14 protein-coding genes are annotated in these 25,064 nt (G+C 70.3%); 8 read left to right on the top strand and 6 right to left on the bottom strand.

The features are described from left to right. The first annotated feature begins 127 nt into the window (after positions 1–127). Positions 128–8,959, top strand: a complete 8,832-nt coding sequence (locus tag LWF15_RS06665) for an IPT/TIG domain-containing protein (protein WP_232809485.1) — start codon at positions 128–130, stop codon at positions 8,957–8,959. Here the strand turns inward: LWF15_RS06665 and LWF15_RS06660 are convergent. Beyond that, positions 8,928–10,178: a D-arabinono-1,4-lactone oxidase gene (locus LWF15_RS06660; protein WP_232809484.1), complete on the bottom strand. Its 1,251-nt coding sequence runs from the start codon at positions 10,176–10,178 to the stop codon at positions 8,928–8,930. The genes LWF15_RS06665 and LWF15_RS06660 overlap by 32 nt on opposite strands. An 89-nt stretch (positions 10,179–10,267) precedes the next feature. Here LWF15_RS06660 and LWF15_RS06655 point away from each other — a divergent pair, with 89 nt between their 5' ends. The 7 genes from LWF15_RS06655 (at position 10,268) to LWF15_RS06625 (ending at position 20,570) form a co-directional block, all read left to right on the top strand. Further along, positions 10,268–11,515, top strand: coding sequence for an FAD-binding oxidoreductase (locus LWF15_RS06655; protein WP_232809483.1), 1,248 nt, complete (start codon positions 10,268–10,270; stop codon positions 11,513–11,515). A gap of 64 nt (positions 11,516–11,579) precedes the next feature. After that, positions 11,580–12,545 carry a class A beta-lactamase gene (gene bla / locus LWF15_RS06650; RefSeq protein WP_232809482.1) on the top strand — a complete coding sequence of 322 codons (966 nt, stop codon included), beginning with the start codon at positions 11,580–11,582 and terminating at the stop codon, positions 12,543–12,545. A gap of 161 nt (positions 12,546–12,706) precedes the next feature. Then, the gene (locus LWF15_RS06645) at positions 12,707–14,065 is read left to right on the top strand and encodes a NarK family nitrate/nitrite MFS transporter (protein ID WP_232809481.1); all 1,359 of its coding nucleotides are present in this window, start codon (positions 12,707–12,709) and stop codon (positions 14,063–14,065) included. Between the two features lie 70 nt (positions 14,066–14,135). Further along, positions 14,136–15,239: a uroporphyrinogen-III synthase gene (locus LWF15_RS06640; RefSeq protein ID WP_232809480.1), complete on the top strand. Its 1,104-nt coding sequence runs from the start codon at positions 14,136–14,138 to the stop codon at positions 15,237–15,239. Beyond that, positions 15,236–17,710: a molybdopterin oxidoreductase family protein gene (locus LWF15_RS06635; protein WP_232809479.1), complete on the top strand. Its 2,475-nt coding sequence runs from the start codon at positions 15,236–15,238 to the stop codon at positions 17,708–17,710. The genes LWF15_RS06640 and LWF15_RS06635 overlap by 4 nt, the downstream gene beginning before the upstream one ends. Continuing rightward, on the top strand, positions 17,707–20,259 hold the full coding sequence (nirB, locus tag LWF15_RS06630; RefSeq protein WP_232809478.1) for a nitrite reductase large subunit NirB: 2,553 nt from the start codon (positions 17,707–17,709) through the stop codon (positions 20,257–20,259). The genes LWF15_RS06635 and nirB overlap by 4 nt, the downstream gene beginning before the upstream one ends. Further along, entirely contained in the window at positions 20,256–20,570 is a 315-nt protein-coding gene (locus tag LWF15_RS06625; RefSeq protein ID WP_232809477.1) for a Rieske (2Fe-2S) protein, read from the top strand. Before nirB ends, LWF15_RS06625 begins: the two co-directional genes overlap by 4 nt. Here LWF15_RS06625 and LWF15_RS06620 read toward each other — a convergent pair. The 5 genes from LWF15_RS06620 to LWF15_RS06600 are packed head-to-tail and all read right to left on the bottom strand — an operon-like array spanning position 20,567 to position 24,912. Then, a complete protein-coding gene (locus LWF15_RS06620) occupies positions 20,567–21,169 on the bottom strand; it encodes a YdcF family protein (RefSeq protein WP_232809476.1) in 603 nt (200 codons plus the stop codon). The two genes, LWF15_RS06625 and LWF15_RS06620, sit on opposite strands and share 4 nt — an antisense overlap. Before the next feature lie 19 nt (positions 21,170–21,188). Continuing rightward, positions 21,189–21,950: a fructosamine kinase family protein gene (locus tag LWF15_RS06615; RefSeq protein ID WP_352396490.1), complete on the bottom strand. Its 762-nt coding sequence runs from the start codon at positions 21,948–21,950 to the stop codon at positions 21,189–21,191. Next, the gene (locus LWF15_RS06610) at positions 21,947–22,453 is read right to left on the bottom strand and encodes a low molecular weight protein-tyrosine-phosphatase (protein WP_232809474.1); all 507 of its coding nucleotides are present in this window, start codon (positions 22,451–22,453) and stop codon (positions 21,947–21,949) included. The genes LWF15_RS06615 and LWF15_RS06610 overlap by 4 nt, the downstream gene beginning before the upstream one ends. A 48-nt stretch (positions 22,454–22,501) precedes the next feature. Then, the gene (locus tag LWF15_RS06605; protein ID WP_232809473.1) at positions 22,502–23,515 is read right to left on the bottom strand and encodes a hemolysin family protein; all 1,014 of its coding nucleotides are present in this window, start codon (positions 23,513–23,515) and stop codon (positions 22,502–22,504) included. Next, positions 23,512–24,912, bottom strand: a complete 1,401-nt coding sequence (locus tag LWF15_RS06600) for a hemolysin family protein (RefSeq protein WP_352396491.1) — start codon at positions 24,910–24,912, stop codon at positions 23,512–23,514. The genes LWF15_RS06605 and LWF15_RS06600 overlap by 4 nt, the downstream gene beginning before the upstream one ends. Between the last annotated feature and the right edge of the window lie 152 nt (positions 24,913–25,064).

Here is a 25,064-nt window from a genome sequence, read left to right as displayed (position 1 = left end):
CCTTGCCACCGGGCTGACGGTCAGCAGCAACACCGAGATCAAGGTCTTCGCCCCCGCCGGTACGGGCACCGTCGGCGTCACAGTCATCACCCCCGGTGGAACCTCAGCCCCGGCGACTTACACCTACGTGGATCCGCCCGCCATCACGAACCTCTCACCCAGTGCTGGGCCCCTGGCCGGCACAGCCGTCGTTATCACCGGCACAGACTTCACCCCGGCCTCCACGGTCACGTTCGGCGGATCCCCGGCGAGCTCGGTGACGTACGTCAGCCCCACCCGCCTAGAGGTCGTCGCACCGCCCCGAGGGTCTGCGGGTGCCGTCAACGTCGTCGTCTCCACGCAGTACGGGGTCTCCGGCGCGTCCAGCTTCACCTATACGAATGCGCCCACCATCGCCACGGTCTCGCCGGCGGCCGGTCCGCTGGCCGGGGGTACGACGGTCACGATTTCGGGCTCAGACCTGACTGGTGCCTCGGCCGTAACGTTCGATGGAACGTCGGCCTTGTTCACCGTGAACAATGACTCGACCATCACGGCCGTCACCCCGCCCGGTTCAGTGGGCACTGCCGTCGTGCGGGTAACGACGGTGGGCGGCTCGGACACGGGAAGCTTCCGTTACGCCGCGATCCCTAGCATCAGTGCGGTTTCGCCTAACGCCGGTCCGGTAGTGGGTGGAACGCTGGTCACGATCACCGGCAGCGGCTTCACCGGAGCGACGGAGGTCCGCTTCGGTGCGGTTCTTGCCACTGGCCTCACGGTCAGCAGTGACACAGAGGTCAGGGCCTTCGCCCCGGCAGGCACCGGCACGGTGGGCGTCACCGTGGTCACACCCGGCGGAACCACCACTCCGGCGAACTACCGTTATGCCCCGGTGCCCACGGTCAACCAGATGACGCCCGACTCGGGGCCCGTTGCCAGCAGCACCTCGGTCTCGCTGACAGGTAGCGGATTCATCGGAGCGAGCGCAGTGACGATCGGCGGGACGCCGGTGCCCTTCTCAGTGGTGAACGACGGGACAATCACGCTGACCGCGCCACCCCGCGCCGCTGGCGCGGTCAACGTCGTGGTGACCACACCAGGCGGATCGTCCAATCCACTTCAGTTCCGCTACGTCGAACCTCCGGCTATTACGCAACTGTCGCCCGACGCCGGCCCACTGGGCGGCGGTACCCCGGTGACGATCTCCGGCACCGATTTCACCCCGGCATCCACGGTCACCTTCGACGGGATCGCGGCGACCTCGGTCCAGTACGTCAGCCCGATCCAACTCATCGCCCAGTCGCCGGCCAAGGCCACGGCGGCAGCAGTCGACGTGGTGGTCACCACCCAGTACGGCGTCTCCAGCCCGGTCAGCTTCACCTACACGAATGCCCCTGCCATCAGCTCGGTCTCGCCCGGAGCGGGGCCTCTGGCTGGTGGCACGAACGTGACGATTTCCGGGGCGAACCTGACCGGCGCCTCGGCCGTGACGTTCGACGGCACGCCGGCCTCGTTCACCGTGAACAACGACACGACCATCACCGCCGTCACCCCGCCCGGCTCTGCGGGCAATGCCTTAGTGCGGGTGACCACCGTAGGCGGCTCGGACACGGGAAGTTTCCGCTACGCGGCCGCCCCCAGCATCACGGCCCTTTCGCCCACCACTGGCCCGGTAGCGGGAGCCAACCTGTTGACGATCACTGGTTCCGGGTTCACGGGGGCTACGGAGGTCCGATTCGGGGCTACCCCGGGCACCGGGCTCACGGTCAGCAGTGACACCGAGGTCAAGGTGTTCGCCCCGGCAGGCACGGGGACAGTCGGCATCACGGTCATCACCCCAGGCGGAACGTCCGGACCTGAGGCCTATACCTACGTCGACCCGCCTGCCGTGACCAACCTTTCCGTCACCGCTGGGCCCCTTGGTGGCGGCACGACCGTAGTCATCACCGGCACCGACTTCACGCCGGCCGCCACGGTCACTTTCGGCGGAGCCCCGGCCGCCACGGTGACTTATGTGAACCCGACCCGCCTGGAGGTCACTTCGCCGACCCGGGGCTCGGCCGGTGCCGTCAATGTCGTCGTCTCTACCCAGTACGGCTCCTCCAGCCCGGTCAGCTTCACCTACACGAACGCACCCACCGTCAGTTCGATCTCGCCAGCGGCCGGGCCGTTGGCGGGCGGTACGACGGTGACCATCTCGGGCTCGGATCTGACCGGCGCCTCGACCGTGACGTTCGACGGCACGCCGGCCTCGTTCACCGTGAACAACGACTCGACCATCACCGCCGTAACTCCACCCGGCTCGGCGGGCAATGCCGTGGTGCGGGTGACCACCGTAGGCGGCTCGGACACCGGTAGCTTCCGCTACGCGGCCGTCCCCAGCATTGCCGCCGTTTCGCCCACCACTGGTCCGGTGACCGGGGGAACGCTGGTCAAGATCACGGGTTCGGGCTTCACCGGGGCTACGGAAGTGCGTTTCGGCGCGACCCTCGCCGCCGGACTGACGGTCAGCAGCGATACCGAGGTCAAGGTCTTCGCGCCGGCAGGCACGGGTGCGGTCGGCGTCACGGTCATCACCCCAGGCGGAACGTCCGGACCTGAGGCCTATACCTACGTCGATCCGCCTGCCGTAACCAACCTTTCCGCCACCGCTGGGCCCCTTGGTGGCGGCACGACCGTAGTCATCACCGGCACGGACTTCACGTCAGCGGCCACGGTTACCTTCGGCGGGACCCCGGCGACCTCGGTGACGTACGTGAGCCCGACTCGCCTGGAAGCTGTCTCGCCCGCCAGAGGCACCGCGGGAGCCGTTGACGTGGTGGTCGCTACGCAGTACGGCTCCTCGAGCCCGGCCAGTTTCACGTACACGAACGCGCCTACAGTCAGTACAGTTTCGCCAGCCGCCGGACCCTTGGCGGGCGGTACGACGGTGACCATCTCAGGCTCGGATCTGACCGGCGCCTCGACCGTGACGTTCGACGGCACACCGGCCTCCTTTACCGTGAACAACGACTCGACCATCACCGCAGTCACCCCGCCCGGCTCAGCGGGTAATGCCGTAGTGCGGGTGACCACCGTAGGCGGCTCGGACACCGGTAACTTCCGTTACGCCGCCTCGCCCAACATCACAGCCGTTTCGCCCATTGCCGGGCCGGAGGCCGGGGGCACGCTGATCACGATCACCGGCTCGGGCTTCACCGGGGCTACCGAGGTCCGTTTCGGCGCGACCCTCGCCACCGGGTTGACGGTCAGCAGCGACAGCGAGGTCAGGGTATTCGCCCCGGCTGGCACCGGAACTGTCGGCGTCACGGTGGTCACGCCCGGCGGCACCTCGACACCGTCCAACTATCGCTACGCCCCGGTGCCCACCGTCGGTCAGTTGACCCCGAACTCCGGCCCGGTCACCGGTGGGACTTTGGTAACTCTTGTCGGAACCGGCCTTTCCGGGGCAACAAGCGTCACGGTGGGCGGCGCACCGGCAGCCTTCACCGTGGTCGACGGCTCGACGATCACCTTCACCACCCCGCCCGCTGGCGCAGGCAGCCGGGACGTGGTGGTGACCACCCCCGGGGGAGCGTCGACTGCGTTCCAGTTCAGCTTCGTCAACGCCCCCACCCTGAGCTCACTCTCGCCCTCGGAAGGACCGCTGACCGGCAGCACCACGGTCACGCTGACCGGAACCGACTTCACCCCGGGCTCCACCGTCACGTTCGGCGGCACCAGCGCAACGTCGGTCCAGTACGTCAGCCCCACCGAACTCTCGGCCGAGTCACCCGCCCATTCCCCGGCCGAGACCGTCCAGGTCGTCGTCACCACCCCGTACGGCACGTCCAACTCCGCCGACTTCACCTACCGCAGTGTTGCTGCGATCACCTCGATCACACCCAGGGCCGGTCCTGAGGCCGGGGGCACGACGGTGGTCATCACCGGTAGTGGCTTTGCCGGGGCCACGGCAGTCCGCTTCGGTTCGGTCGGCGCCACGTTCACCGTCTCTTCGAACACGAGCATCACGGCCACCGCCCCGCCCGGGACGGGAACGGTCGGCATCACGGTGACCACCCCAGGCGGCACCTCGGCGGCCGAGCAGTACGTCTACGCCCCGGTGCCCACCGTCGGGTCGGCCGGTCCTTCAACCGGGCCCCTGGGCGGGGGAACCCTGGTCACCCTCACCGGCACGGGTCTTTCTGGTACCACCGACGTGACCATCGGCGGGGTCTCGGTGCCGTTCACCGTGGTCAACGGCTCCACCATCACCTTCACCACCCCACCGGGCAGCGCAGGCAGCACGAACGTGGTGGTGACGACGCCAGGCGGCGCCTCGACCGCGGTCCAGTTCCGCTACGTCGAACCTCCCACCGTCACCAGCGTCTCGCCGCCGGCCGGCCCGGCTGCGGGCGGCACCATCGTGACCATCGCGGGCACCCACCTGACCGACATCACCGCCGTCACCTTCGACGGGAACCCGGCTGCGGCGTTCACCGTCGACGACGACAACACCATCACCGCCACTACCCCGCCCGGTTCGGCCGGCACCGCGGTGGTCCGCGTGGCCGGCGCGGGCGGAACCGACACGGGCAGCTTCCGGTACGCCGGCGTTCCGGCCGTCACCCAGGTACAGCCCGACGCTGGACCCGAGGCCGGCGGCACCTCCGTAACGATCACCGGCACCGGCTTCACCTCAGCAAGCAATGTCCGCTTCGGCTCCGCGACGGCCACCTACAGCGTGCTCAGCGACACCGAGATCACCGCCGTCGCCCCGCCCGGCAGCGGCACGGTCAGCATCACAGTCACCACACCGGGCGGGACTACCGCACCCGAGCCCTACCGGTACGCACGCATTCCCACCCTGGGCACGGTCTCGCCCGCCGCCGGTCCGCTGGGTGGGGGCACCCTGGTCACCCTGACCGGCACTGACTTCACCGGCACGTCGAGCGTGACGATCGACGGGGTCTCGATCCCCTTCACCGTCGTCGACGGCTCCACGATCACCTTCACCACCCCACCGAGCAGCGCCGGCAGCAAGAACGTGGAAGTGACCACTCCGGGCGGAACGAGCTCGGCCGTGCAGTTCGTCTACGCGCCGCTCCCGGCCGTCACCGGCCTATCCCCGGCAGAGGGACCGACCGGGGGCAACACACTGGTGACCATCACCGGAAACGGGTTCACCGGCACGACTGCCGTCACCTTCGGCGGTTCTCCGGCAACTAGTTTTGTGATGAACAGCGCCACCGAGATCCTGGCCCGTACCCCGGCACGGTCCGCCGGAACAGTTGATGTTCTGGTCACTACCCCGGGTGGAACCTCTATCCCAGCAGATCAGTTCACTTACCGGGATGCCCCGCAGGTCTCCAGCATCTCGCCCACCTCGGGGCCGGTGAACGGGGGTACGTTGATCACCGTCTCCGGTTCCGGATTCACCGGCGCTGATGTGACCTTCGGCGGTGTCGCGGTGCCGTTCACCGTGGTCGACGATTCGACGATCACGTTCACCACTCCCGCCGGAACCGCAGGCTCCAAGTCCATCGTCATCACGACGCCGGGCGGCACGGTCACCGAGACCTTCACCTATGTGGACGCGCCCACCGTGACCGACCTCGACCCATCGGCAGGACCGCTCGGGGGCGGAAACAGCGTGACCATCACGGGCACCGGCTTCACCCTCGCCTCTACGGTCTCGTTCGGGCCGGAGCCGGTCACCACCCTGCAGTGGATCAGCCCCACTGTGCTGATCGCCCAGGCGCCCGCCGCAAGTTCCCCGGCAACGGTCGACGTGGTGGTCACCACCGCCTACGGCAACTCCGGGACCAGTGGCACCGCCAACGATTACACCTACACGGATGCCCCCTTCGTCACCAGCATCCAGCCGGCTGAAGGACCGGTTGCGGGTGGAAACACCGTCACCGTGCAAGGAACCGGCTTCACCGGAGCCACGGCCGTCGATTTCGGCGCTACCCCCGCCACCAGCTTCACGGTCAACAGCGACACTGAGATCGTCGCCACCGTTCCGGCGCACACAGCAGGAACAGTGGACGTCCGCGTCGCCGGTTCCGGGGGTGCGTCACCGGGGAGCGTGGGGTCCCAGTACACCTACCTCGACGTTCCCGTCGTCTCCAGCCTGACGCCCGGGGCCGGCCCGACCACGGGTGGCACGAGCGTCGCCATCACCGGCACCGGCTTTTCTCCGGGGGCGACGGTGACCTTCGGTGGGGCGAACGCAACCGCGGTTCAGTGGGTCTCGACCAGCCAGCTGGTGGTCACGAGCCCGGCCCGACCGATCGGAATTGAGGACGTGGTGGTCACCACCGCGGGTGGGTCGTCAGCGGCGGGGGTCACCTTTGAATACGTCGCTCGGCCGGTGGTGGACGGGATCCAGCCCGACAGCGGTCCCGTGGCCGGGGGTACCGTCGTGACGGTCACGGGAAGTGGCTTCACCGGTGCCTCGCAGGTCTTCTTCGGTGCTGATCCGGCCCTGAGCTTCACCGTGGACAGCAGCACCCGCATCACCGCGGTCTCGCCGGGCGCGGGTGCCCCGGCCACGGTCGACCTCACGGTGGTCACCAGCGGCGGAACCTCCGCCACGGCGAGCGCGGACGAGTTCACCTACCGGGCCCGGCCTCAGATCACCACCATCGCACCGACTTCCGGCCCGATCGGCGGAGGCACCCCGGTCACCGTGTCGGGCAGTGGCTTCACCGGTGTCGACCGGGTGAGTGGCGGCGGTGCGAGCGTGCCGTTCAGCGTGGTGGACGACAACACGATCACCTTCACCACCCCGGCCGGAACGCTCGGCACCGAGACGGTCGGCATCTCGGGACCGGGCGGCGCCGACTCGGTGGGCTTCGAGTACCGGGACCTGCCGGCCATCACCAGCGTCTCACCGTCGGTCGGCCCTCTGGCCGGCGGTGGCACGGTGACGATCAAGGGGTCCGGGTTCAGCGGTGCCACTGCCCTGCGATTCGGTCTCACGGCCTCTCCGAGCTGGACGGTGAACGACGATGCCACCATCACGGCTCAGGTTCCGGCCGGGCTCCTGGCCGGGCCGATCGGGGTAGTGGTCACCGGACCGGGCGGGGATTCGGTGGCGGTGCCCTACACCTATCTGCTGAGGCCCGTGATCTTCAGCCTGGCGCCGACTTCGGGGCCGGTCAGCGGGGGAACGTCGGTCGTCATCCGCGGCACCGGTCTGGCCGGCGCCACACAGGTGAGGTTCGGATCGGCCGCCGCGGACTCGTTCACCGTCCAGAACGACCAGACCATCGTCGCGATCACGGCGGGGCACGCCGCCGGCCCGGCCGACCTGGTGGTGACCACCCCGGGCGGTGATTCGGCGCCCGGGCGCTTCACCTTCGTACCGGTCCCACTTGTTGCCCAGCTTTCGCCCGACGCCGGCCCCACCAGCGGCGGAACCGTGCTGACCATCACCGGATCCGGCCTGGACGACGGCGTGGTCACCGTGGACGGCGAGGGCGTGACGCCGGAGTCGGTGAGCAGCAACCAGATCGTGATCCGCACTCCGGCTCACCCGGCCGGTCCGGTCACAGTGGCTGTGACCACTGCGGGGGGCACGGTCAGCGGGCAGTTCACCTACGTGGCGCCGCGGGCTGCCCCGGTGCTGTCCCAGGTCGACCCGGCGAGTGGACCGGTGGCCGGCGGGAATCGGGTCACGCTGACCGGCGTCGGCTTCAGTGGAGCTTCCGCGGTGCGCTTCGGCGCAGCCGAGGCAAGTTTCACGGTGGAGAACGATACGACCATCACGGCCACGGTTCCGGCAGGAACTGAAGGAGCAGTCCGGGTTTCGGTAATCACTCCGGACGGGACCAGCACTGATGCTGTGGACTACGTCTATGTGGCGCCGGCAGTCGTCCCGACCGTGACCGGTCTGTCGCCGTCGGTCGGACCGGTCGCCGGAAATACCCAAGTGACGATCACCGGTTCCGGTTTCGACAGCCAGACCACGGTGACGTTCGACGGAATTCCGGGCGCGGAAGTCGTTTTGGGCGATGCTGAGCCGTCGTTGCTGTCTCCTGCGCGGCTCTCTGGCGGGATCCGGGCCGCGGCCTCGACCACTCTGACGGTACGAACGCCTGCCCGCGCGGAGGGGCCGGCCGAGGTCGTAGTCAGCAACTCGGCCGGAAGCGCTTCAGCAGCCGAGCCGTTCACGTTCGTCCCGGTGCTGGACAACGCCACGATCAGCCTGCGGGTGGCGGTGAATACGGCGACCGCAGTCGCGCCGCAGGGTTCGCTCTACGCCGGGCTGCGGGTAACGGCCTGCACCACGCCCAATTCGGGCACCAGCGTCGTCGGTGCGAACGCGGCGTTCTGCCGGTACACCGCGCCCGCCCAGACCGGCGTGGACGGTTTCACCATGCAGGTCACCGACGTTCTGGGGCAGCAGGCCTCGCAGGCGGTGCGGATCACGATCACCGACACCGGCCAGGGCGGCGAAGGGACCGGCGGGGGAGGCGGCAACAACAACGGCGGGGGCGGTACCGGAAGCGGCGGAGGCGGAGGGAACGACAACGGTTCCGAGGGAGGGGGTTCCGGCGGCGCCGGGGGCAACGACAACGGCGAGGGCACCGGCAACGGCGGTGACGGCGGCAACAACGGCAACGGCAACGGATCGAACGGGCCGGGCGGCAACAACGGGAACGGCAACGGCAACAACGGCGGTAAGGGGGACGGCGGGAAGGGCGGCTCCGGGGCGGGGGAGGGCACCGGAGGGTCGGGAGGCAACAACGAGATCGACCCGACTGCGACGCCCAAGGCGACCCCGTCGTCCTCAATGTCCCCGACCACCCCGGCGGTGGGCCGCAACGACCAAGACGCGTCAAACGTCCATTATTTGTTCTTCGCTCTTCCCGCTCTTGGTCTTCTGCTGTTGCTGCTCCTCTTCCTCCTGCTGGCCCGTCGCCGGCGCCGGAAGGAGGAAGAGGAGCAGCAGACCGGGACTACGCCGGAAGATCCAGGTAGGCGCGGGTGAAGGCGTTGGTGAACTTGCCCTGCGGGTCGACCCGGTTCACCAGCTCTTCGAAGTCGTCCAGCCGGGGGTAACGCGAGCGCACCTGCTCGCGGGAGAGACCGAACACCTTGCCCCAGTGGGGCCGGGCGTCGAAGTCGGCCAGGGCGCTCTCCACGGCGGCGATGGCGGGCGTGACCTCGGACAGGTCGTCGGTCCAGGTGAAGTGGAAGGCGACGGTGGTGCGCCCGTAGGCCGGGCTGAGCCACAGGTCGTCACCGGCGATCGTGCGGATCTCGGCCACCTGCAGGGCGGGCCGGAACTGCGGGTGCACGGCGTCGAGAGCGGTCAGCGCGGCACCGGCCTGCTCGATCGGCAGCAGGAACTCGGACTGGATCTCGTCGCCGCGCGAGGGCGTGAACTCGAACCGGAAGTGCGGCAGCCGCTCGTGCCAGGGACCGGGCACCCCCAGTTGCTGGGTGGCGTTCTCGGTGGGCATGCCGGCGATCGGGTGCCGGGCCCCGTCGGCCAGCCGCGCGCCGAAATAGGTCTGCGGGGCCTCGGGTTCGTCGACCCGCTGCTTGCGCCACAGCAGGTCCATCGTGGGGCCGTTCCAGTGGGTGAACGCGCTGACGCTGTAGGCGCTGTTCATGATCTCGCCGAAGTTCTCGGCCAGGGCGGCCAGCGGCAGGTCGTCGTAGACGTACTGGCGCACGTCGAAGGCCGGCTGGGCCTTCAGCGTGAGCGCGGTGACCACCCCGGCCAGGCCGAGCGCGACCACCGAGCCGTCGAAGTCCTTGTCGCCGGTGCGCAGCGTGCGCAGGCTGCCGTCCGGGGCGATCAGCTCGATCCCGGTGATGCCGGCGGCCAGGCAGCGGTTGCCGGTGCCGGACCCGTGGGTGCCGGTGGCGGCCGCCCCGGCCACCGAGATGTGCGGCAGCGAGCCGGTGTTGTGCAGGGCCAGACCGGCCTGGTGCAGGGCGGGCATGACGTGGGCGAACCGGGCGCTGGCGGTGACCCGGGCCTCGGCCGCGGCGGTGTCCACGTCCACGCTCAGCGGCAGGTCCTCCAGGCTGAGCAGCAGCCCGTCGGTGGCCGCGACCGTACTGAACGAGTGCCCGCTGCCCAGCACCCGCACTCGGGGCGCGCCCGCCACGAGTTCCTGCACCTGTTCGACACTCGTGGCCCGGACGTAGTCGCCCGGGGTGAAGACCACGTTCCCGGCCCAGTTGGTTAGCGTCATGCCTGAAGTCCTTTCTCCTGGCCACAACGACCGCGTGGCACCGCACTTGATCCTGCCATTCGCGGGCCGCGCCGAATAGCGTGGTCGGCATGAGGCTGTGGAACGCCGCAATCAGCACCAGACCAGCGCAGATCGTCCGCTGCGGCACGAACGAGCAGGTCAGCGAGGCGGTCCGGAACGCCCGCCGCGAGGAGCGGCCGGTCTCGGTGCTGGGCGGCGGGCACGACTGGGCCGGCCGGGCGGTGCGTGAGGGCGGGGTGGTCATCGATCTTTCCCCGATGAACCGGGTGGCCGTCTCCGGCGACGTGGCCCTGGCCGGGGGCGGGGCCACCTCGCTCGATGTGATGGAGGCCTCGGTCACCGCCGGGCAGACCGTGGTGGCGGGCTCGGTGGGCTCGGTGGGGATGGCCGGTCTGGCTCTGGGCGGCGGTTACGGGCCGCAGCTGGGCAGTGCCGGGCTGGCGTCGGACATGATCGTCGGAGCCGACGTGGTCCTGGCCGACGGGTCGCTGGTGGTGGCCGACGCCGAGCACGAGCCCGACCTGTTCTGGGCGCTGCGCGGTGGCGGCGGCAACTTCGGGGTGGTCACCGAACTGCGCCTGCGGCTGCGCCCGTTCGCCACCGCCCTGGCCGGCTCGATCCTGTTCCCCTGGAGCCAGGCCGAAGACGTTCTCAACGCCTGGGCGCAGACCGCCCCCTCGGTGCCCGACGAACTGTCCGTCCACGTCGGCGGGGTGGGGCTGCCCGACGGCACCCGGGTGATCGCCGCCAACCCCACCTGGGTGGGCGAGGCGGCCGAGGGCGCGGCCTGGGTGCGCCGGATCGAGGGCTGGGGTGTGCCCCTGGTCAGCCAGGTCGCCCGGCTGCCGCTGACCGAGCCGCTACGGGCCACCGAGCAGATGTTCGCCGCCGACGGCCGGGGCTGGTACCTGCGCAATCGCAACCTGCCCGGGCTCACCCCCGACATCGTCGGCGCCCTGGTCGAGGCCTTCTCCGCCGCCCCGTCCGGTCACGAGGCCTTCGGCCTGCACCACTTCCACGGTCAGGCCACCCGGGTGGCGCCGGAGGCAACGGCTTTCGGCGAGCGCCGGCCGCACCTGATGCTCGAGCTGATCGCCGCCTGGCGCGACGAGGACCCGGCCCCGCACCGGCAGTGGGCCGCCGAGGCCTGGTCCGCCCTCGAGCCGCTGGCCCTGCCCGGGGGCTACCCGAACATCCTGGCGGCCGACGACACCGCTCAGATCGCCGCCGCCTGGGGGCCCAACACCCAGCGGCTGCGCCAGGTCAAGCAGGCGTACGACCCGGAAGACAGCTTCGCCGGCATCCCGTTGCCGTGACCGTCACCGGTAATTCGGGTATATCCGACGTGCCGGTGCAGGGTTGGCGACTAGGGTTCTGGGCGTGCTGGATCCGACGCTGAGACACCAAGTTCCGACGATAGACAGACGCGGCCTGCTCGGGGGTGCCCTGCTCGGGCTCACCGGCCTCGCCCTAGCCGCCTGCGGGTCCTCCGACGACGCCGCTGCGACGCCTCCGGCCACCACCTCCACCAGTTCGCCCACCCCGACCACGACCGCCTCGGCGGCGCCGAGCACGGCCGTGTTCACCGAACTGGAAGAGACTTACGAGGCCCGCCTGGGGCTGTACGCGGTGGACACCGACTCCGGCCGGGACATCGCCTACCGGGCCGACGAGTTGTTCGCGATGTGCTCCACCTTCAAGTTCCTGGCGGCCGCCACGGTGCTGTCCGCGGTCGGCGTGCCGGGCCTGTCCGAGCAGATCAGCTACACCGAGGAGGACATGGTCGACTTCTCCCCGGTGACCGAGGGCAGGACCTCGATGAGCCTGGGCGAGCTGTGCCAGGCGGCGCTGCAGGAGAGCGACAACACCGCGGGCAACCTGCTGCTGGCGAAGGTGGGCGGCACGCCGGGGGTCAACCGGTTCGTGCAGTCCCTGGGCGACAAGGTCACCCGGCTGGACCGGATCGAGCCGGACCTGAACGAGGCCGTCCCCGGCGACGAGCGCGACACCAGCAACGTCCAGATGCTCGGTCTGGACCTGTACATGCTGCTGGAGGGCGACGCCCTGCCCGAGGCGGCCCGCCGCCGGCTGAAGCAGTGGATGCAGGGCAGCAACACCGGCGGCGAGCGGATCCGCGCGGCCGTCCCGAAGGGCTGGAAGGTGGCCGGCAAGACCGGCACCGGCTCGTACGGCACGGCCAACGACATCGCGCTGGTCTACCCCAAGGGCGGCCGGGCCCCGATTGTGATCTCCATCATGTCCGACAAGAGCGGCAAGAACGCCGAACCGGACGAGAAGCTCCTGGAGGAGGCCGCCCGGGCCGCCCTGGAGGCGGTCCAGGCCTGAGCGGGGGCGCGACCTCACAACCGGGCGGGTGGCTTGTGCGGACAACGTAGCGGCCGGGTAATGGTGACGGGACGGCCGGGTAACACGCGATTCCTACTGTCGGTGAGGAGTCGATCGCGCCTTGATCGCGAGTTGCCCGGACCGAGACCAGGAGCTGCCCGATGGCTGAGACCGTCACGACGCCGCCCGCCGTAACGGCCCCAGGAGCCAGGAGTCGCTGGATCGACCACTGGGACCCGGAGGACCCGCAGTTCTGGGAGGAGACCGGCCGCCCGATCGCCAGGCGCAACCTGGTCTGGTCGATCTTCGCCGAGCACATCGGCTTCTCGGTCTGGCTGCTGTGGAGCATCGTCGTGGTGCGCCTGAACGACGTCGGCTGGAACCTCTCGACCAGCCAGATCCTCTGGCTGACAGCGGTTCCCAGCGGCGTCGGGGCGTTCCTGCGGATCCCCTACACCTTCGCCGTGCCGAAGTTCGGCGGGCGTAACTGGACCATCGCCTCGGCCCTGCTGCTGATCATCCCCGCGGGTGGTCTGGCCTGGGCGGTCGAGCGGCCCGAGATCGGTTACGGGATACTGCTGCTGATCGCCGCGACAGCCGGTTTCGGCGGTGGCAACTTCGCCTCCAGCATGGCCAACATCTCGTTCTTCTACCCCGAGCGGGAGAAGGGCTTCGCCCTCGGGCTGAACGCGGCCGGCGGCAACCTGGGCGTGGCCGTGGTGCAGAAGTTCGTACCGCAGATCATCGTGCTCGGTGGCGGGCTGACCCTCTCCTACGCCGGCCTGATGTACATCCCGCTGGCCGTCGTGGCCGCGGTCTGCGCCTTCCTCTTCATGGACAACCTGACCGAGGCCAAGGCCGACCCCAAGCCGGTGCTGCAGTCGCTGCGCTTTCCCGACACCTGGGTGCTGTCGCTGCTCTACATCGGCACCTTCGGCTCGTTCATCGGCTACTCCTCGGCCTTCCCGACCCTGCTGGTGGCCGTCTTCGACCGCCAGGACATCGCCCTGGCCTGGGCCTTCCTCGGCGCCGGGATCGGCTCGCTGGCCCGGCCGCTGGGCGGCTGGCTGTCCGACCGGGTGGGCGGGGCCCAGGTGACCATGGCCGCCTTCGCCGGTCTGGCGATCGGGGCGGCCGCCGCCCTCTGGTCGGTGCAGCAGGCCAGCCTCGGGCTGTTCTTCTTCAGCTTCATGTTCCTGTTCGTGGCCACCGGCATCGGCAACGGCTCGACCTACCGGATGATCTCCCGGCTGTTCCAGCTCAAGGGCCTGCAGGAGGGTGGATCGCCGGAGACCATGCTGCGCTCACGCCGGGAGGCGGCCGGGGCGCTGGGAGTGATCAGTTCGGTCGGCGCCTTCGGTGGATTCGCCGTCCCGATCTGCTACGCGTGGTCGAAATCGACCTTCGGCACGATCGAGCCGGCCCTGAGATTTTACCTGGTCTTCTTCATCGTTCTTCTGTTCGTGACATGGTTCCGCTACGCCCGCCGGGGAAGTCTGCTTGCGCGCGAACGAGTTTGACCGGTCTCTGTCGCTGATCTCCTGGGGGGCTTAGGCTTTGGCTCCCTATCCCTCGGGAGGTACGACAGACATGGCCACCGAGGCCCTGACGGGTTTCAGCATCCTTCTCACCTGCGACCGGCGCGCCGACGAGCTGGCCGCGAACTTCATCCGGCGTGGGGCCGGCGTGATCCAGGCGCCGACCCTGCGGTTCCTTCCCCTCGAAGAGGATGACGAATTGCTGAGCGCGACACGACAAGTGGTGGAACGCCCGCCGGACGCGGTGATCGTCACCACGGCGATCGGCTTCCGCGGCTGGATCGAGACGGCCGACTCGGCCGGGCTGGCCCCGCACCTGCTCGAGGTGCTGGCCGAGTCGCGGATCATGGCCCGGGGCCCGAAGGCGCGGGGTGCGATCCGCGCCGCCGGGCTGATCGAGAGCTGGTCGGCGGCCTCGGAGACCACCTCCGAGGTGGTCGAGGCGCTGCTGTCGCAGGGGGTGGCCGGCCGCCGGGTGGCCTTCCAGCTGCACGGGGCCACCGACGAGCACCTGATCGAGAAGCTGCGCCTGGCCGGCGCCGACGTGGTGCCGGTGCCGGTCTACCGCTGGGGCCCGGCCCCCGACCCGGTGGCGGTGGAGCGCTCGATCGAGGCCACCTGCAGCCGCACGGTCGACGTGGTGGTGTTCACCAGCGCCCCCGGGGCCGAGGCGTTCCTGAAGGCGGCCCAGGACATGGGCCGTCACGAGGAACTGCTCGACGCGATGCGGGAGGACGTGGTGCCGGCCGCGGTCGGCCGGGTCACCGCCCGCCCGCTGCTCGACGCCGGGCTGGACCCGCTGATCCCCGACCGGGGCCGGCTGGGGGCGCTGATCCGGACCACCGTCGACCACCTCACCACCGTGCGGGTGCGCACCCTGCCCACCTCGGCGGGCACGCTGGAGCTGCGCGGGCAGGTGGCCCGGCTCGACGGGCGCACCCTGAACCTCTCGCCCGCCCCGATGGCGATCCTGCGCGAACTGGCCCGTCAGCCGGGGCACGTGGTGGACCGCGCAACGCTGCTCTCGGCCCTGCCGGGGGCCGGTGACCTGCACGCGGTGGAGGTCGCGGTGGCCCGGCTGCGGGCCGCCCTGGGAACCCCCAAAATCGTTCAGACCGTGGTGAAACGCGGATATCGACTGGTCGTGGAGACGTGAGCACCACCACGCTGACCCACTGCCCCTACTGCTCGCTGCAGTGCGGCATCGAGCTCACGGCGGGCGACCGCCCGGTCACCCTGCAGCCGCAGCCCGACTTCCCGGTCAACCGGGGCGGCCTGTGCTCCAAGGGCTGGACGGCGGCCGAGCTGCTCGACCACCCCGACCGGCTGCTGCACCCGCTGGTGCGCGAGCGGGAGGGCGACCGCACCAGCCCGCTGCGCCGGGCGAGCTGGGACGAGGCGCTCGACCGGATCGTCCTGGGCATCCGGCGGGCCCAGGAGAAGTACGGCGTGGAGTCGGTCGGCTGCTTCGGCGGCGGCGGCCTGACCAACGAGAAGGCCTACACGCTGGGCAAGTTCGCCCGGGTGGCACTGCGCACCCCGGCGATCGACTACAACGGCCGCTGGTGCATGTCGTCGGCCGCGGCGGCGGCCAACAGCATGTTCGGCATCGACCGGGGCCTGCCCTTCCCGCTGGAGGACATCGCCCGGGCCGAGGCGGTGCTGCTGGTCGGCTCCAACGCGGCCGAGACCATGCCGCCGGCCATGCAGTTCTTCGACCAGGGCCGGGCCGAGGGGGCCCGGCACGTCGTGGTCGACACCCGGGCCACGCCCACCGCCCGCGGCTCGCACCTGCACCTGCAGCCCCGCCCGGGCACCGACCTGGCGCTGGCCAACGGCCTGCTGCACCTGGCCGTGCGGCGCGGTCTGGTGGACGAGCAGTACATCGCCGAGCGCACCACCGGCTGGGCGCGGGCCCGGTCCGGGGTCAACGCGTTCTGGCCGGACCGGGTCGAGCGGATCACCGGGGTACCGGCCGCCCAGCTGCACGAGACGCTGGACATCCTGGCCGGGGCCCGCTCGGCGATGATCCTCACCGCGCGCGGGGCCGAGCAGCACAGCGCGGGCACCCGCACCGCCCAGGCGTTCATCAACCTGGCCCTGGCCCTGGGCCTGCCGGGCAAGCCGTTCAGCGGCTGGGGCACCCTGACCGGCCAGGGCAACGGCCAGGGCGGCCGGGAGCACGGGCAGAAGGCCGACCAGCTGCCGGGCTACCGCAAGCTCGACGACCCGGCGGCCCGCACGCACGTCGCCGGGGTCTGGGGCATCGAGCCGGGTGAGCTGCCTCAGCCGGGGTTGTCGGCCTACGAGATGCTCGACCGCTGCGGCACCGCCGGCGGGGTGCGGGCCCTGCTGGTGATGGCCTCCAACATTGCGGTCAGCGCCCCCAATGCCGCCCACGTGCAGAACCGCCTGCAGGCCCTCGAGCTGCTGGTGGTCAGCGACATCTTCCTCACCGAGACGGCCGCCCTGGCCGACGTGGTGCTGCCCACCGCGCAGTGGGCCGAGGAGGAGGGCACGCTGACCAACCTGGAGGGCCGGGTGATCCGCCGGCGCCGGGCCCTGCCCCCACCGGAAGGCGTGCGCGACGACCTCACCGTGCTCAAGCAGATCGCCGACCGGCTCGGCCGCGGCGAGTTCTTCAGCGCCGACGCCGAGACGGTGTTCACCGAGCTGCGCGAGGCCAGCCGGGGCGGGATCGCCGACTACAGCGGCATCACCTACGCGGCCGCCGAGCGCGAAGAGGGCGTGTTCTGGCCGCTCGCACAGGGCAGCGGGCAGGACAACCGGCGGCTGTTCACCGACCGCTTCCCCACCCCGGACGGCCGGGCCCGGTTCGTCCGCACCGACTACCGCGAGCCGGCCGAGGCCGCCGACGAGGTCTACCCGTACCTGCTCACCACCGGCCGGGTGATGCAGCACTACCAGAGCGGGGCCCAGACCCGGCGGGTCGCCTCGCTGCGGATGGCCCAGCCCGAGGCCTTCGCCGAGATCCACCCGGACCTGGCCCGCCGCAACGGGATCGGCCCGGGCGACGAGGTCGAACTGCGAACCCGGCGCGGTACCGGAGTCTTCCGGGCCCGCCTGACCGACACCGTCCGGCCGGACACGATCTTCGTCCCGTTCCACTGGGGCGGCCGGTCCAACGCCAACGCCCTGACCAACCCCGTGCTCGACCAGTTCTCGCGGATGCCGGCCTTCAAGGTCTGCGCGGTGGCGATCGGCAGGCACGACGAGGACGAACCGGACCGCGAAACCGCGATTGAGGAGAACAGCGCCATGCACAGCACACCGAGGTTCCTCCAGGGAGTCTTCGCCTTCACCGGTCAGGGACTGCTGAAGCCCGCCCCGGTCGATCCGGCGCTGAGCTACACCGTCCCGGCCGGAAAGACCGCGCAGGTGCTGTACTTCCGCGGTGGCAACTCCAGTGCCGAGCTGGTCACGGCGGTACTGATGCGCGACGGCCGGCCGATGCGCTACTTCCCGATCGGCGCCCGGTCCGACGTGCACGTCCCGCTGCGGGTGGTCGAGGACCTCCTCGGTGGAACGGTTCTGGAGCTGCACCTGGCCGCCCCGGAGGACGTCGAGGGCACGCTGGTGATCGACTTCGGGCTGGTGGAGGTATGAGCCCGCTGGTCGGCAAGCGCCGCCTGGTCGTCATCGGCAACGGCATGGCCGCCGCCCGCACGGTCGAGGAGATCCTCGAGCGGGGCGGGGCCGGGATGTTCGACATCACCATGTTCGGTGACGAGCCCTACGGCAACTACAACCGGATCATGCTGTCGCACGTCCTGTCCGGCGAGGAGGAGGAGACCGGCATCTTCCTCAACGACCTGGCCTGGTACGAGGAGAACGACGTCACCCTGCGGGTGCCGGTGCGGATCACCCGGATCGACCGGTTCGCCAAGCTGGTGCACGGTGACGACGGCAGCGAGACCCCCTACGACATCCTGATCATCGCGACCGGCAGCCGCTCGTTCATCCCGCCGATGGACGGGGTGTTCCGCGCCGACGGCAGCCTGCTCGACGGTGTGCTGGGCTTCCGCACCCTCGACGACACCCGCGAGATCGTCCGGCTGGCCCGCGAGCACCGGCGGGCGGTGGTGATCGGCGGCGGTCTGCTCGGGCTGGAGGCGGCCCGCGGTCTGCAGTCGCACGGGCTGCAGGTCGAGGTGCTGCACGCGATGGGGCACCTGATGAACCAGCAGCTCGACCCCGACGGCGGCGAGATCCTGAAGAACAGCGTGGAGGCGCTGGGCATCTCGGTGCGCCTGAACGCCCTCAGCTCCGGGGTCACCGGCACCGACCGGGTCACCGGGGTGGTGCTGAAGGACGGCACCGAGATCCCCTGCGACCTGGTCGTCGTCGCGGCCGGGATCCGGGCCAACACCGAGGTCGCGGTCACCAGCGGCTTCACCGTGGAGCGGGCGGTCGTGGTGGACGACCGGATGTGCACCCTGGACGACCCGGACGTGTTCGCGGTCGGTGAGTGCGCGCAGCACCGCGGCAGCGTGTACGGCCTGGTCGCGCCGATCTGGGACCAGGCCAAGGTGCTGGCCGACCACCTCACCGGGGTGGCCCCGGACGCCGAGTACCACGGCTCCCGGATCACCACCAAGCTCAAGGTGGCCGGGGTGGACGTGGCCTCGATGGGGATCACCGCCCCCGAGCGCGACGACGACGAGTTCGTGGTGTTCCGCGAGCCGCGCCGGGGTGTCTACAAGAGCGTGATCATCCGCGACGACCGGCTGATCGGCGCCACCTGCGTTGGTGACGTGAAGAAGGTGGCGTTCCTGCTGCAGGCCTTCGACCGGGGCCTGGCCCTGCCCGAGGAGCGGGTCAGCCTGCTGTTCGACCTGGGCGGGCCGTCGGCCGAGCCGAGCGTGGCCGACATGCCCGACGACGCCCAGGTCTGCAACTGCAACGGCGTGGCCAAGTGCACGATCGTGAAGACCGTCGAGGACGGCTGCAAGACGGTCTCCGGGGTGATGGACAAGACCCGGGCCGGCAAGGGCTGCGGCTCGTGCAAGTCGCTGGTCAAGCAGATCGTGGAGTGGGCGGCCGGCGACAACGTCCAGGCCGACCCGGCCGAGCACTACTACGTGCCGGGCATCCCGCTGGCCAAGCCCGAGCTGATGGACCGGATCCGTGAGCTGAAGCTGTACTCGGTCTCGGCCGTGTTCGCGGCCCTGGCCCCGGGGGGCTCGGAGGACGCCAAGAGCAAGATGGGCCTGACCTCGCTGCTGCGCACGATGTGGCCGCAGGAGTTCGTGGACGAGCGCGACGGCCGGTTCATCAACGACCGGGTGCACGCGAACATCCAGCGCGACGGCACGTTCTCGGTGGTCCCGCAGATGAAGGGCGGGGTCACCACGATCGAGCAGCTGCGCACCATCGCCGACGTGGCCGAGAAGTACCAGGTGCCGATGATCAAGCTCACCGGCGGTCAGCGGATCGACCTGCTCGGCATCCCCAAGGAGCACCTGCCGAACGTCTGGGCCGACCTGGACATGCCCTCCGGCTACGCCTACGGCAAGAGCTTCCGTACGGTGAAGACCTGTGTCGGGTCCGACTTCTGCCGGTTCGGCCTGGGCGACTCGACCGCGCTGGGGGTGGCGATCGAGACCCGGTTCCAGGGCATCGAGTCGCCCGGCAAGGTCAAGATGGCGGTCAGCGGCTGCCCCCGTAACTGCGCCGAGTCGCTGGTGAAGGACATCGGCGTGGTCGCGGTCGAGGGCGGCCGGTGGGAGATCTACGTCGGCGGCGCGGCCGGGGCCCACATCCGCAAGGGCGATCTGCTGGTCACGGTGGACACCCCGGAGGAGGTGCTCACCGTCAGCGGCCGCTTCCTGCAGTACTACCGCGAGAACGCCAAGTGGCTGGAGCGCACCTACGCCTTCGTGCCCCGGCTCGGTCTGGACTTCATCCGGCAGGAGATGGAGCAGGATGCGGCCGGTCTGGACGAGCGCATGCAGAAAACCGTCGAGGGCTACCGCGACCCGTGGAAGGAAGGCCAGGAACCCGCCGTTCCCGGGCAGTTCCGCACCTCCCTGCCGCTGATCTCGCTTCCCCAGGTGCCGGTGCGCGACGGCAGCACCGCGCTGGGGGGCCGGGCCGGTCGCTCCACCACCACCGACCCGCGCCTGCCGCTGGTGACCGAAGGGAATGCATCATGACCATCCTGTCCACCGGGGTCGTTCTCGACACGGTCGAGGCCATCCCGCCCGGCGAGGGCCGGGCCTACCAGCTGGGTGAACGTACGATCGCCGTGTTCCGCCTGAGATCCGGTGCGCTGCGGGCCGTTCCGGCGGTCTGCCCGCACGCCGGCGGGCCGTTGGCCGACTCCCAGGTCGACGAGAACACGATCATCTGCCCGCTGCACCTGAACGCCTGGGACCTGACCACCGGCTGCTCCCGTTCGGGGCAGCCCGATCTGGAGGTCCTGGAGGTGCAGGAGGTGGACGGGCAGATCGTGCTGCAGGCCTAACACCCCTGCTGCAGAGCCACCTTCGCGTAGCCCAGGGTCTGTCGCACGTACTGGTACACCCAGTTCGCCGGCGGAATCTCCATCGGCGCCTCGACCAGATAGAGACGGCCGGGGTAGCAGCGTTTCGTGATCGTACGAGTTCGGCTGATGTGATACTTCGCCGCTACTACGGCGACCTCGTCCCAGCCCCGCCCGGCGGCGAGCCGGCCCAGCTCCTGGGCCTCGCCCCGGGTGGTGCGGGGGTCGGGGTCGAAGCAGATCAGCTCGTAGGTGGTGGGCCGGGTGGCGCACAGGTCGTGGATGCCCTGGAAGGCCTCGTCCTGGGGGTAGGGATTGGAGACCAGGACCACCGGGGTGATGCCCTGCTCGGCCATCGAGATCGCGTAGTAGGCGGTCTCGGTGCGCCCACCGAGGGCGAGCACCGCGTCCACCTGGTCGCCCGGCTTCAGCACGTCTGTGCGCGGGAAGGAGTACAGCCGCCCACCTCCTACCCCGACCACCAGCGCAAACACCACCGAGGCGATCGCTGTACGGCGGATCCAGCGGCGCGGCGGCAGCGTGATCAGTGCGCCTCTGCGTTCGCCCCCCGGTGCCGTCATGGACCATATTCTGGCTGGTTCACAAATAGGCGCGTGCCACCGCGGCCGACTGTGCTCCGTACGACGGCCCGAAGAGGGCAGCGTGCACGAGCAGAGGATGCAGTTGGTGCAGACGGACGCGTTTCTGCCAGCCCTCGGGCAGCGGCGCGGTCTGGATGTAGGCGTCGAGCACCACTTCGAGGTGGGGTAGGCCGAACAGAGCCAGCATGGCCAGATCGGTCTCCGGGTGGCCGCCGTGGGCTGCCGGGTCGATCAGCAGCGCTCCCTTCGCGGTCCAGAGCACATTGCCGCTCCAGAGATCGCCGTGCAGGCGGGCGGCCGGGATCTCGGGGCCGGTGAGCCGGCCTTCGATCAGTAGGTCACAGAGCTTGAGGACGCTTGTGAGCCCCTTTGCGTCCAGGGCGCCGGATTGCGCTGCGGAGCGGGCGAACGGCTCCACACGGCAACGCGCGTAGAACTCACCCCAGTGGCGCGGGGGTTGCGACAGATGGCGCAGGGGGAGAGTGGCGATGAAACCATCGTCGACGCCGGGCGGGGGAGCACCGTGGTGCGGAGCCCCGGCCTGGTGAGTGAGAGCAAGTCGGCGGCCGAACTCGCGGGCCTGATCCGGCGTCGGCGCGACGGTGGGGTATCGAGGCAGGGTGATCGACGTGTCGGTCACTTCGAGCACCTCGGCAGTGGGCACACCGCCCTGGGCCTCGCCCAGCCAGCGCAACCCCGCCGCCTCGACCCGGTAGAAACCGGCCGCGGCCTGCGGGTCGCGCTTGGTGAACTGCATCAGGCCGGGTGTTCCGTGCGCTCCAGCAGGAAGTCGACCAGGCCGTCGGCCGCCGCCTCGAGCTCTTCGATCATCGTGGTGAACCCGGCGTCGTCGCCGTAGTAGGGATCGGCCACGTCGAGCCGGGGGTCGTCCTCGTCGAGGTCTTCCAGCTCCGGGTCGAAGGAGCGGAACATCCGGATCTTCGCCGCCGCCTCGTCGTCCGGGGCCAGGCTGTACAGGATCCGCAGGTGCCCCCGGTCGAGCGCCACCACCAGGTCGCGCTCGGCGAACCAGTCCTCGTCGAACTGCCGGGCCAGGTGGGCCGAGCCGTCGTATCCGGCCGTCTTCATGGCCCGGAGCGCGCGCTGGTCGGCCGGATCGCCGACGTGGTAGCTGTCGGTGCCGGCCGAGTCGACCACCACGTCCAGCCCCGCGTCCTCGGCGCGGGCCCGCAGGATCACCTCGGCCGAGGGCGAGCGGCAGATGTTGCCCGTGCAGACGAAACAGATCCGGTACGCCGACATGCCCCACATTCTCTCAGGGCGGTCGGCGTACCGGATCTCATCGGGTGATCAGGCGGCCGGGACGGCCTCCGGGAAGAGTCGTTCCAGGAGGTCGGCCAGGGTGATCACGCCCACGTAGCGGCCGTTCTCGGTGATCGCGGCCAGGTGGTTGCGGGTCTCGCGCATCTGGTTGAGCGCCTGGAACACCTTGGTCTCCACCGGCAGGGTGTACACCGGCCGGGCCAGGGCCTCGACCGGGGTCTCGTCCGGCGTCAGCAGGGTGTCGCGCACGTGCACCACGGCGTGCATGTGATCGCCCTCCCCGATCAGGATGCGCAGGTGCCCCGAGGCCATCGAGGCCTCCCGCACCTGCCGCACGCTGGCCCCCGACGGCACCGAGGTGGTGCCGCGCTCGCGCTGCACCAGGTCGCCGATGGTCAGCGCCTCGAGCTGCAGGGCGCTGTTGATCCGGTCGGAGTAGCCCACCTCGAGCGCCCCGACGCTGGCCGAGTGCTCGACCAGGCTGCGCAGCGCGGCCGGGTCCCGGCCGGAGGCCACCTGCTCGGCCGGCTCCACGTTCACCCGGCGCAGGCACCAGTTGGCGATCTCGTTCAGCCCGGTCAGCAGCGGCCGGGTGAAGGCCATGAACGCCCGCATCGGCAGCGCCAGCAGCACCGCCGAGGTCTCCGGGTGGGCGATCGCCCACGACTTCGGCGCCATCTCGCCGACCACCAGGTGCAGGAAGGTGACGATGATCAGGGCGAGCACGAATCCGACGATGTCGGCCGGCAGGTAACCCATGCCCCACGACTCGAACATCGGGGTGAGCCAGTGGTGCACGGCCGGTTTGGTCACCGCACCCAGCGCCAGGGTGCAGGCGGTGATCCCGAGCTGCGAACCGGCCAGCAGCACGGTCAGCTCCGAGGAGCTGCGCAGCGCGGCCCGGGCCGCCCGGCTGTCGGTGGCCATGTCTTCCAGCCGGTGCCGGCGAGCCGCCAGCAGGGCGAACTCCACCGCCACGAAGAAGGCGCTGAGCGCGATCAGCGCGATGGTCGTCACGATGACGACGATCGGGTTGCTCATCGGTCCACCTCCTTGGCCGGCGCGGTCTCGTCGTCCTCCGGCTTGCTGCTGAACTGCTCGATCCGGACCCGTAGCTCGGCGGGCACGTGCCGGTGCACCCGCACCACCTCGGCGTGCATCACGAACCGGGGCGGTTCGCCGTCCATCGCCAGCAGCGCCGGGTCGGTCGGCAGCTCGACCTCGACCACCGTGCCCACCCCGGGCAGCGTGCCGTGGCGAGCGATCACCAGGCCGGCCAGCGTCTCGAAGTCACCCCGCGGCAGGTCCACGTCGACCACCCGTTCCACCTCGTCCAGGGGGAGCGAGCCGGGCAGCACCCAGACGCCGTCCGCGGTCTGCGGGGCCCGGGGCCGCAACGCCGGGTCGTGCTCGTCGGTGATCTCGCCGACCAGCTCCTCGGCCAGGTCCTCGGCGGTGATCAGACCGCTGAAACCGCCGTACTCGTCCAGCACGCAGGCCATCTGGGCCCGCTTGATCACCAGCAGCTGCAGCAGGGCGGGCAACGGCATGGTGGTCGGCACCAGGGTGGCCGGGCGCATGATGTCCCGGGCCGTCCCGGGCTGGTCCAGGGCCAGCGGCAGCACGTCCTGCATGTGCACCACGCCCAGCACCTCGTCGGCCGGGCCGAGCACCGGGTAACGGCTGTGGCCGGTGCTCATCAGCTCGCGCACCCGGGTCAGCGGGTCGTCGGCGTGCACCACGCCCACCGCCGCCCGCGGGATCATCGCGTGCTGCACGTCCTGCTGCGGGAAGTCGAGGATGCGGTCCAGCAGCAGCGAGAGCTCCTTGGGCAGGTCGCCGCTCTCGGCCGACTCGGCCACGATGTGCTCCAGGTCGCGGGCGGTGGCCGAGTGCTCCACGTCGTGGGCCGGCTCGATGCCGAGGACCTTCAGCAGCGCGTTGGACGACTTGTCGAAGATCTGGATGAGCCAGCCGAACACCGCCAGGTAGGCGGTGGTGGAGGCGGCCAGCCAGAGCGCCACCGGGTCGGGCCGGGCGATGGCCAGGTTCTTCGGGAACAGCTCGCCGAAGATCATCTGCACCGCGGTGGAGAACAGCAGTGCGAGAACGGTGCCGATGGCGATGCCGACGCCGGTGGGCACGCCGACGCCGCCCAGCGCCTCGCCGAGGGCCTCACCGATCAGCGGCTCGGCCACGTATCCGACCAGCAGACCGGTGACGGTGATGCCCAGCTGGGCGCCGGACAGCATGAACGAGGTGCGCCGGGTGACCTTGAGCGCCCGCTCGGCCGCGCTGTCCCCGGCGGCGGCCCGGGCGGTGAGGGCGGCCCGGTCGACCGCCATGTATGCGAATTCCTGCGCCACGAAGTATCCGGTGACGGCGGTGATCGCCAGCACCACCAGGATGCCCAGGAGCAGTGAAAGGACCCACATCAGTTCGTTCCCCCCTTCCCCGCGTCAGGTGTGGCGCGCATCAGGGGGCATGGATAGTGGTCGTCGTCCATCTCTCTCCGGGTAGGGGGGCAGTTCTCCGGGCCATAACGTGCCATCCAACGCTCTGGTTCCCGGCTCTGCGCGCCGCTTCACCC

It is taken from the genome of Kineosporia rhizophila, assembly GCF_021277265.1.
GTDB classification, from domain to species: Bacteria; Actinomycetota; Actinomycetes; order Actinomycetales; family Kineosporiaceae; genus Kineosporia; species Kineosporia rhizophila.
Note: the sequence above shows the minus strand (reverse complement) of the source record. Positions and strands in the feature narration are given on the sequence as shown.

Excerpts from the sequence above, each read along its gene's own strand:
- LWF15_RS06660 (WP_232809484.1), bottom strand. The coding sequence starts at position 10,178 with ATGACGCTAACCAACTGGGCCGGGAACGTGGTCTTCACCCCGGGCGAC.
- LWF15_RS06655 (WP_232809483.1), top strand. The coding sequence starts at position 10,268 with ATGAGGCTGTGGAACGCCGCAATCAGCACCAGACCAGCGCAGATCGTC.
- LWF15_RS06645 (WP_232809481.1), top strand. The coding sequence starts at position 12,707 with ATGGCTGAGACCGTCACGACGCCGCCCGCCGTAACGGCCCCAGGAGCC.
- LWF15_RS06640 (WP_232809480.1), top strand. The coding sequence starts at position 14,136 with ATGGCCACCGAGGCCCTGACGGGTTTCAGCATCCTTCTCACCTGCGAC.
- nirB (WP_232809478.1), top strand. The coding sequence starts at position 17,707 with ATGAGCCCGCTGGTCGGCAAGCGCCGCCTGGTCGTCATCGGCAACGGC.
- LWF15_RS06625 (WP_232809477.1), top strand. The coding sequence starts at position 20,256 with ATGACCATCCTGTCCACCGGGGTCGTTCTCGACACGGTCGAGGCCATC.
- LWF15_RS06620 (WP_232809476.1), bottom strand. The coding sequence starts at position 21,169 with ATGACGGCACCGGGGGGCGAACGCAGAGGCGCACTGATCACGCTGCCG.
- LWF15_RS06610 (WP_232809474.1), bottom strand. The coding sequence starts at position 22,453 with ATGTCGGCGTACCGGATCTGTTTCGTCTGCACGGGCAACATCTGCCGC.
- LWF15_RS06605 (WP_232809473.1), bottom strand. The coding sequence starts at position 23,515 with ATGAGCAACCCGATCGTCGTCATCGTGACGACCATCGCGCTGATCGCG.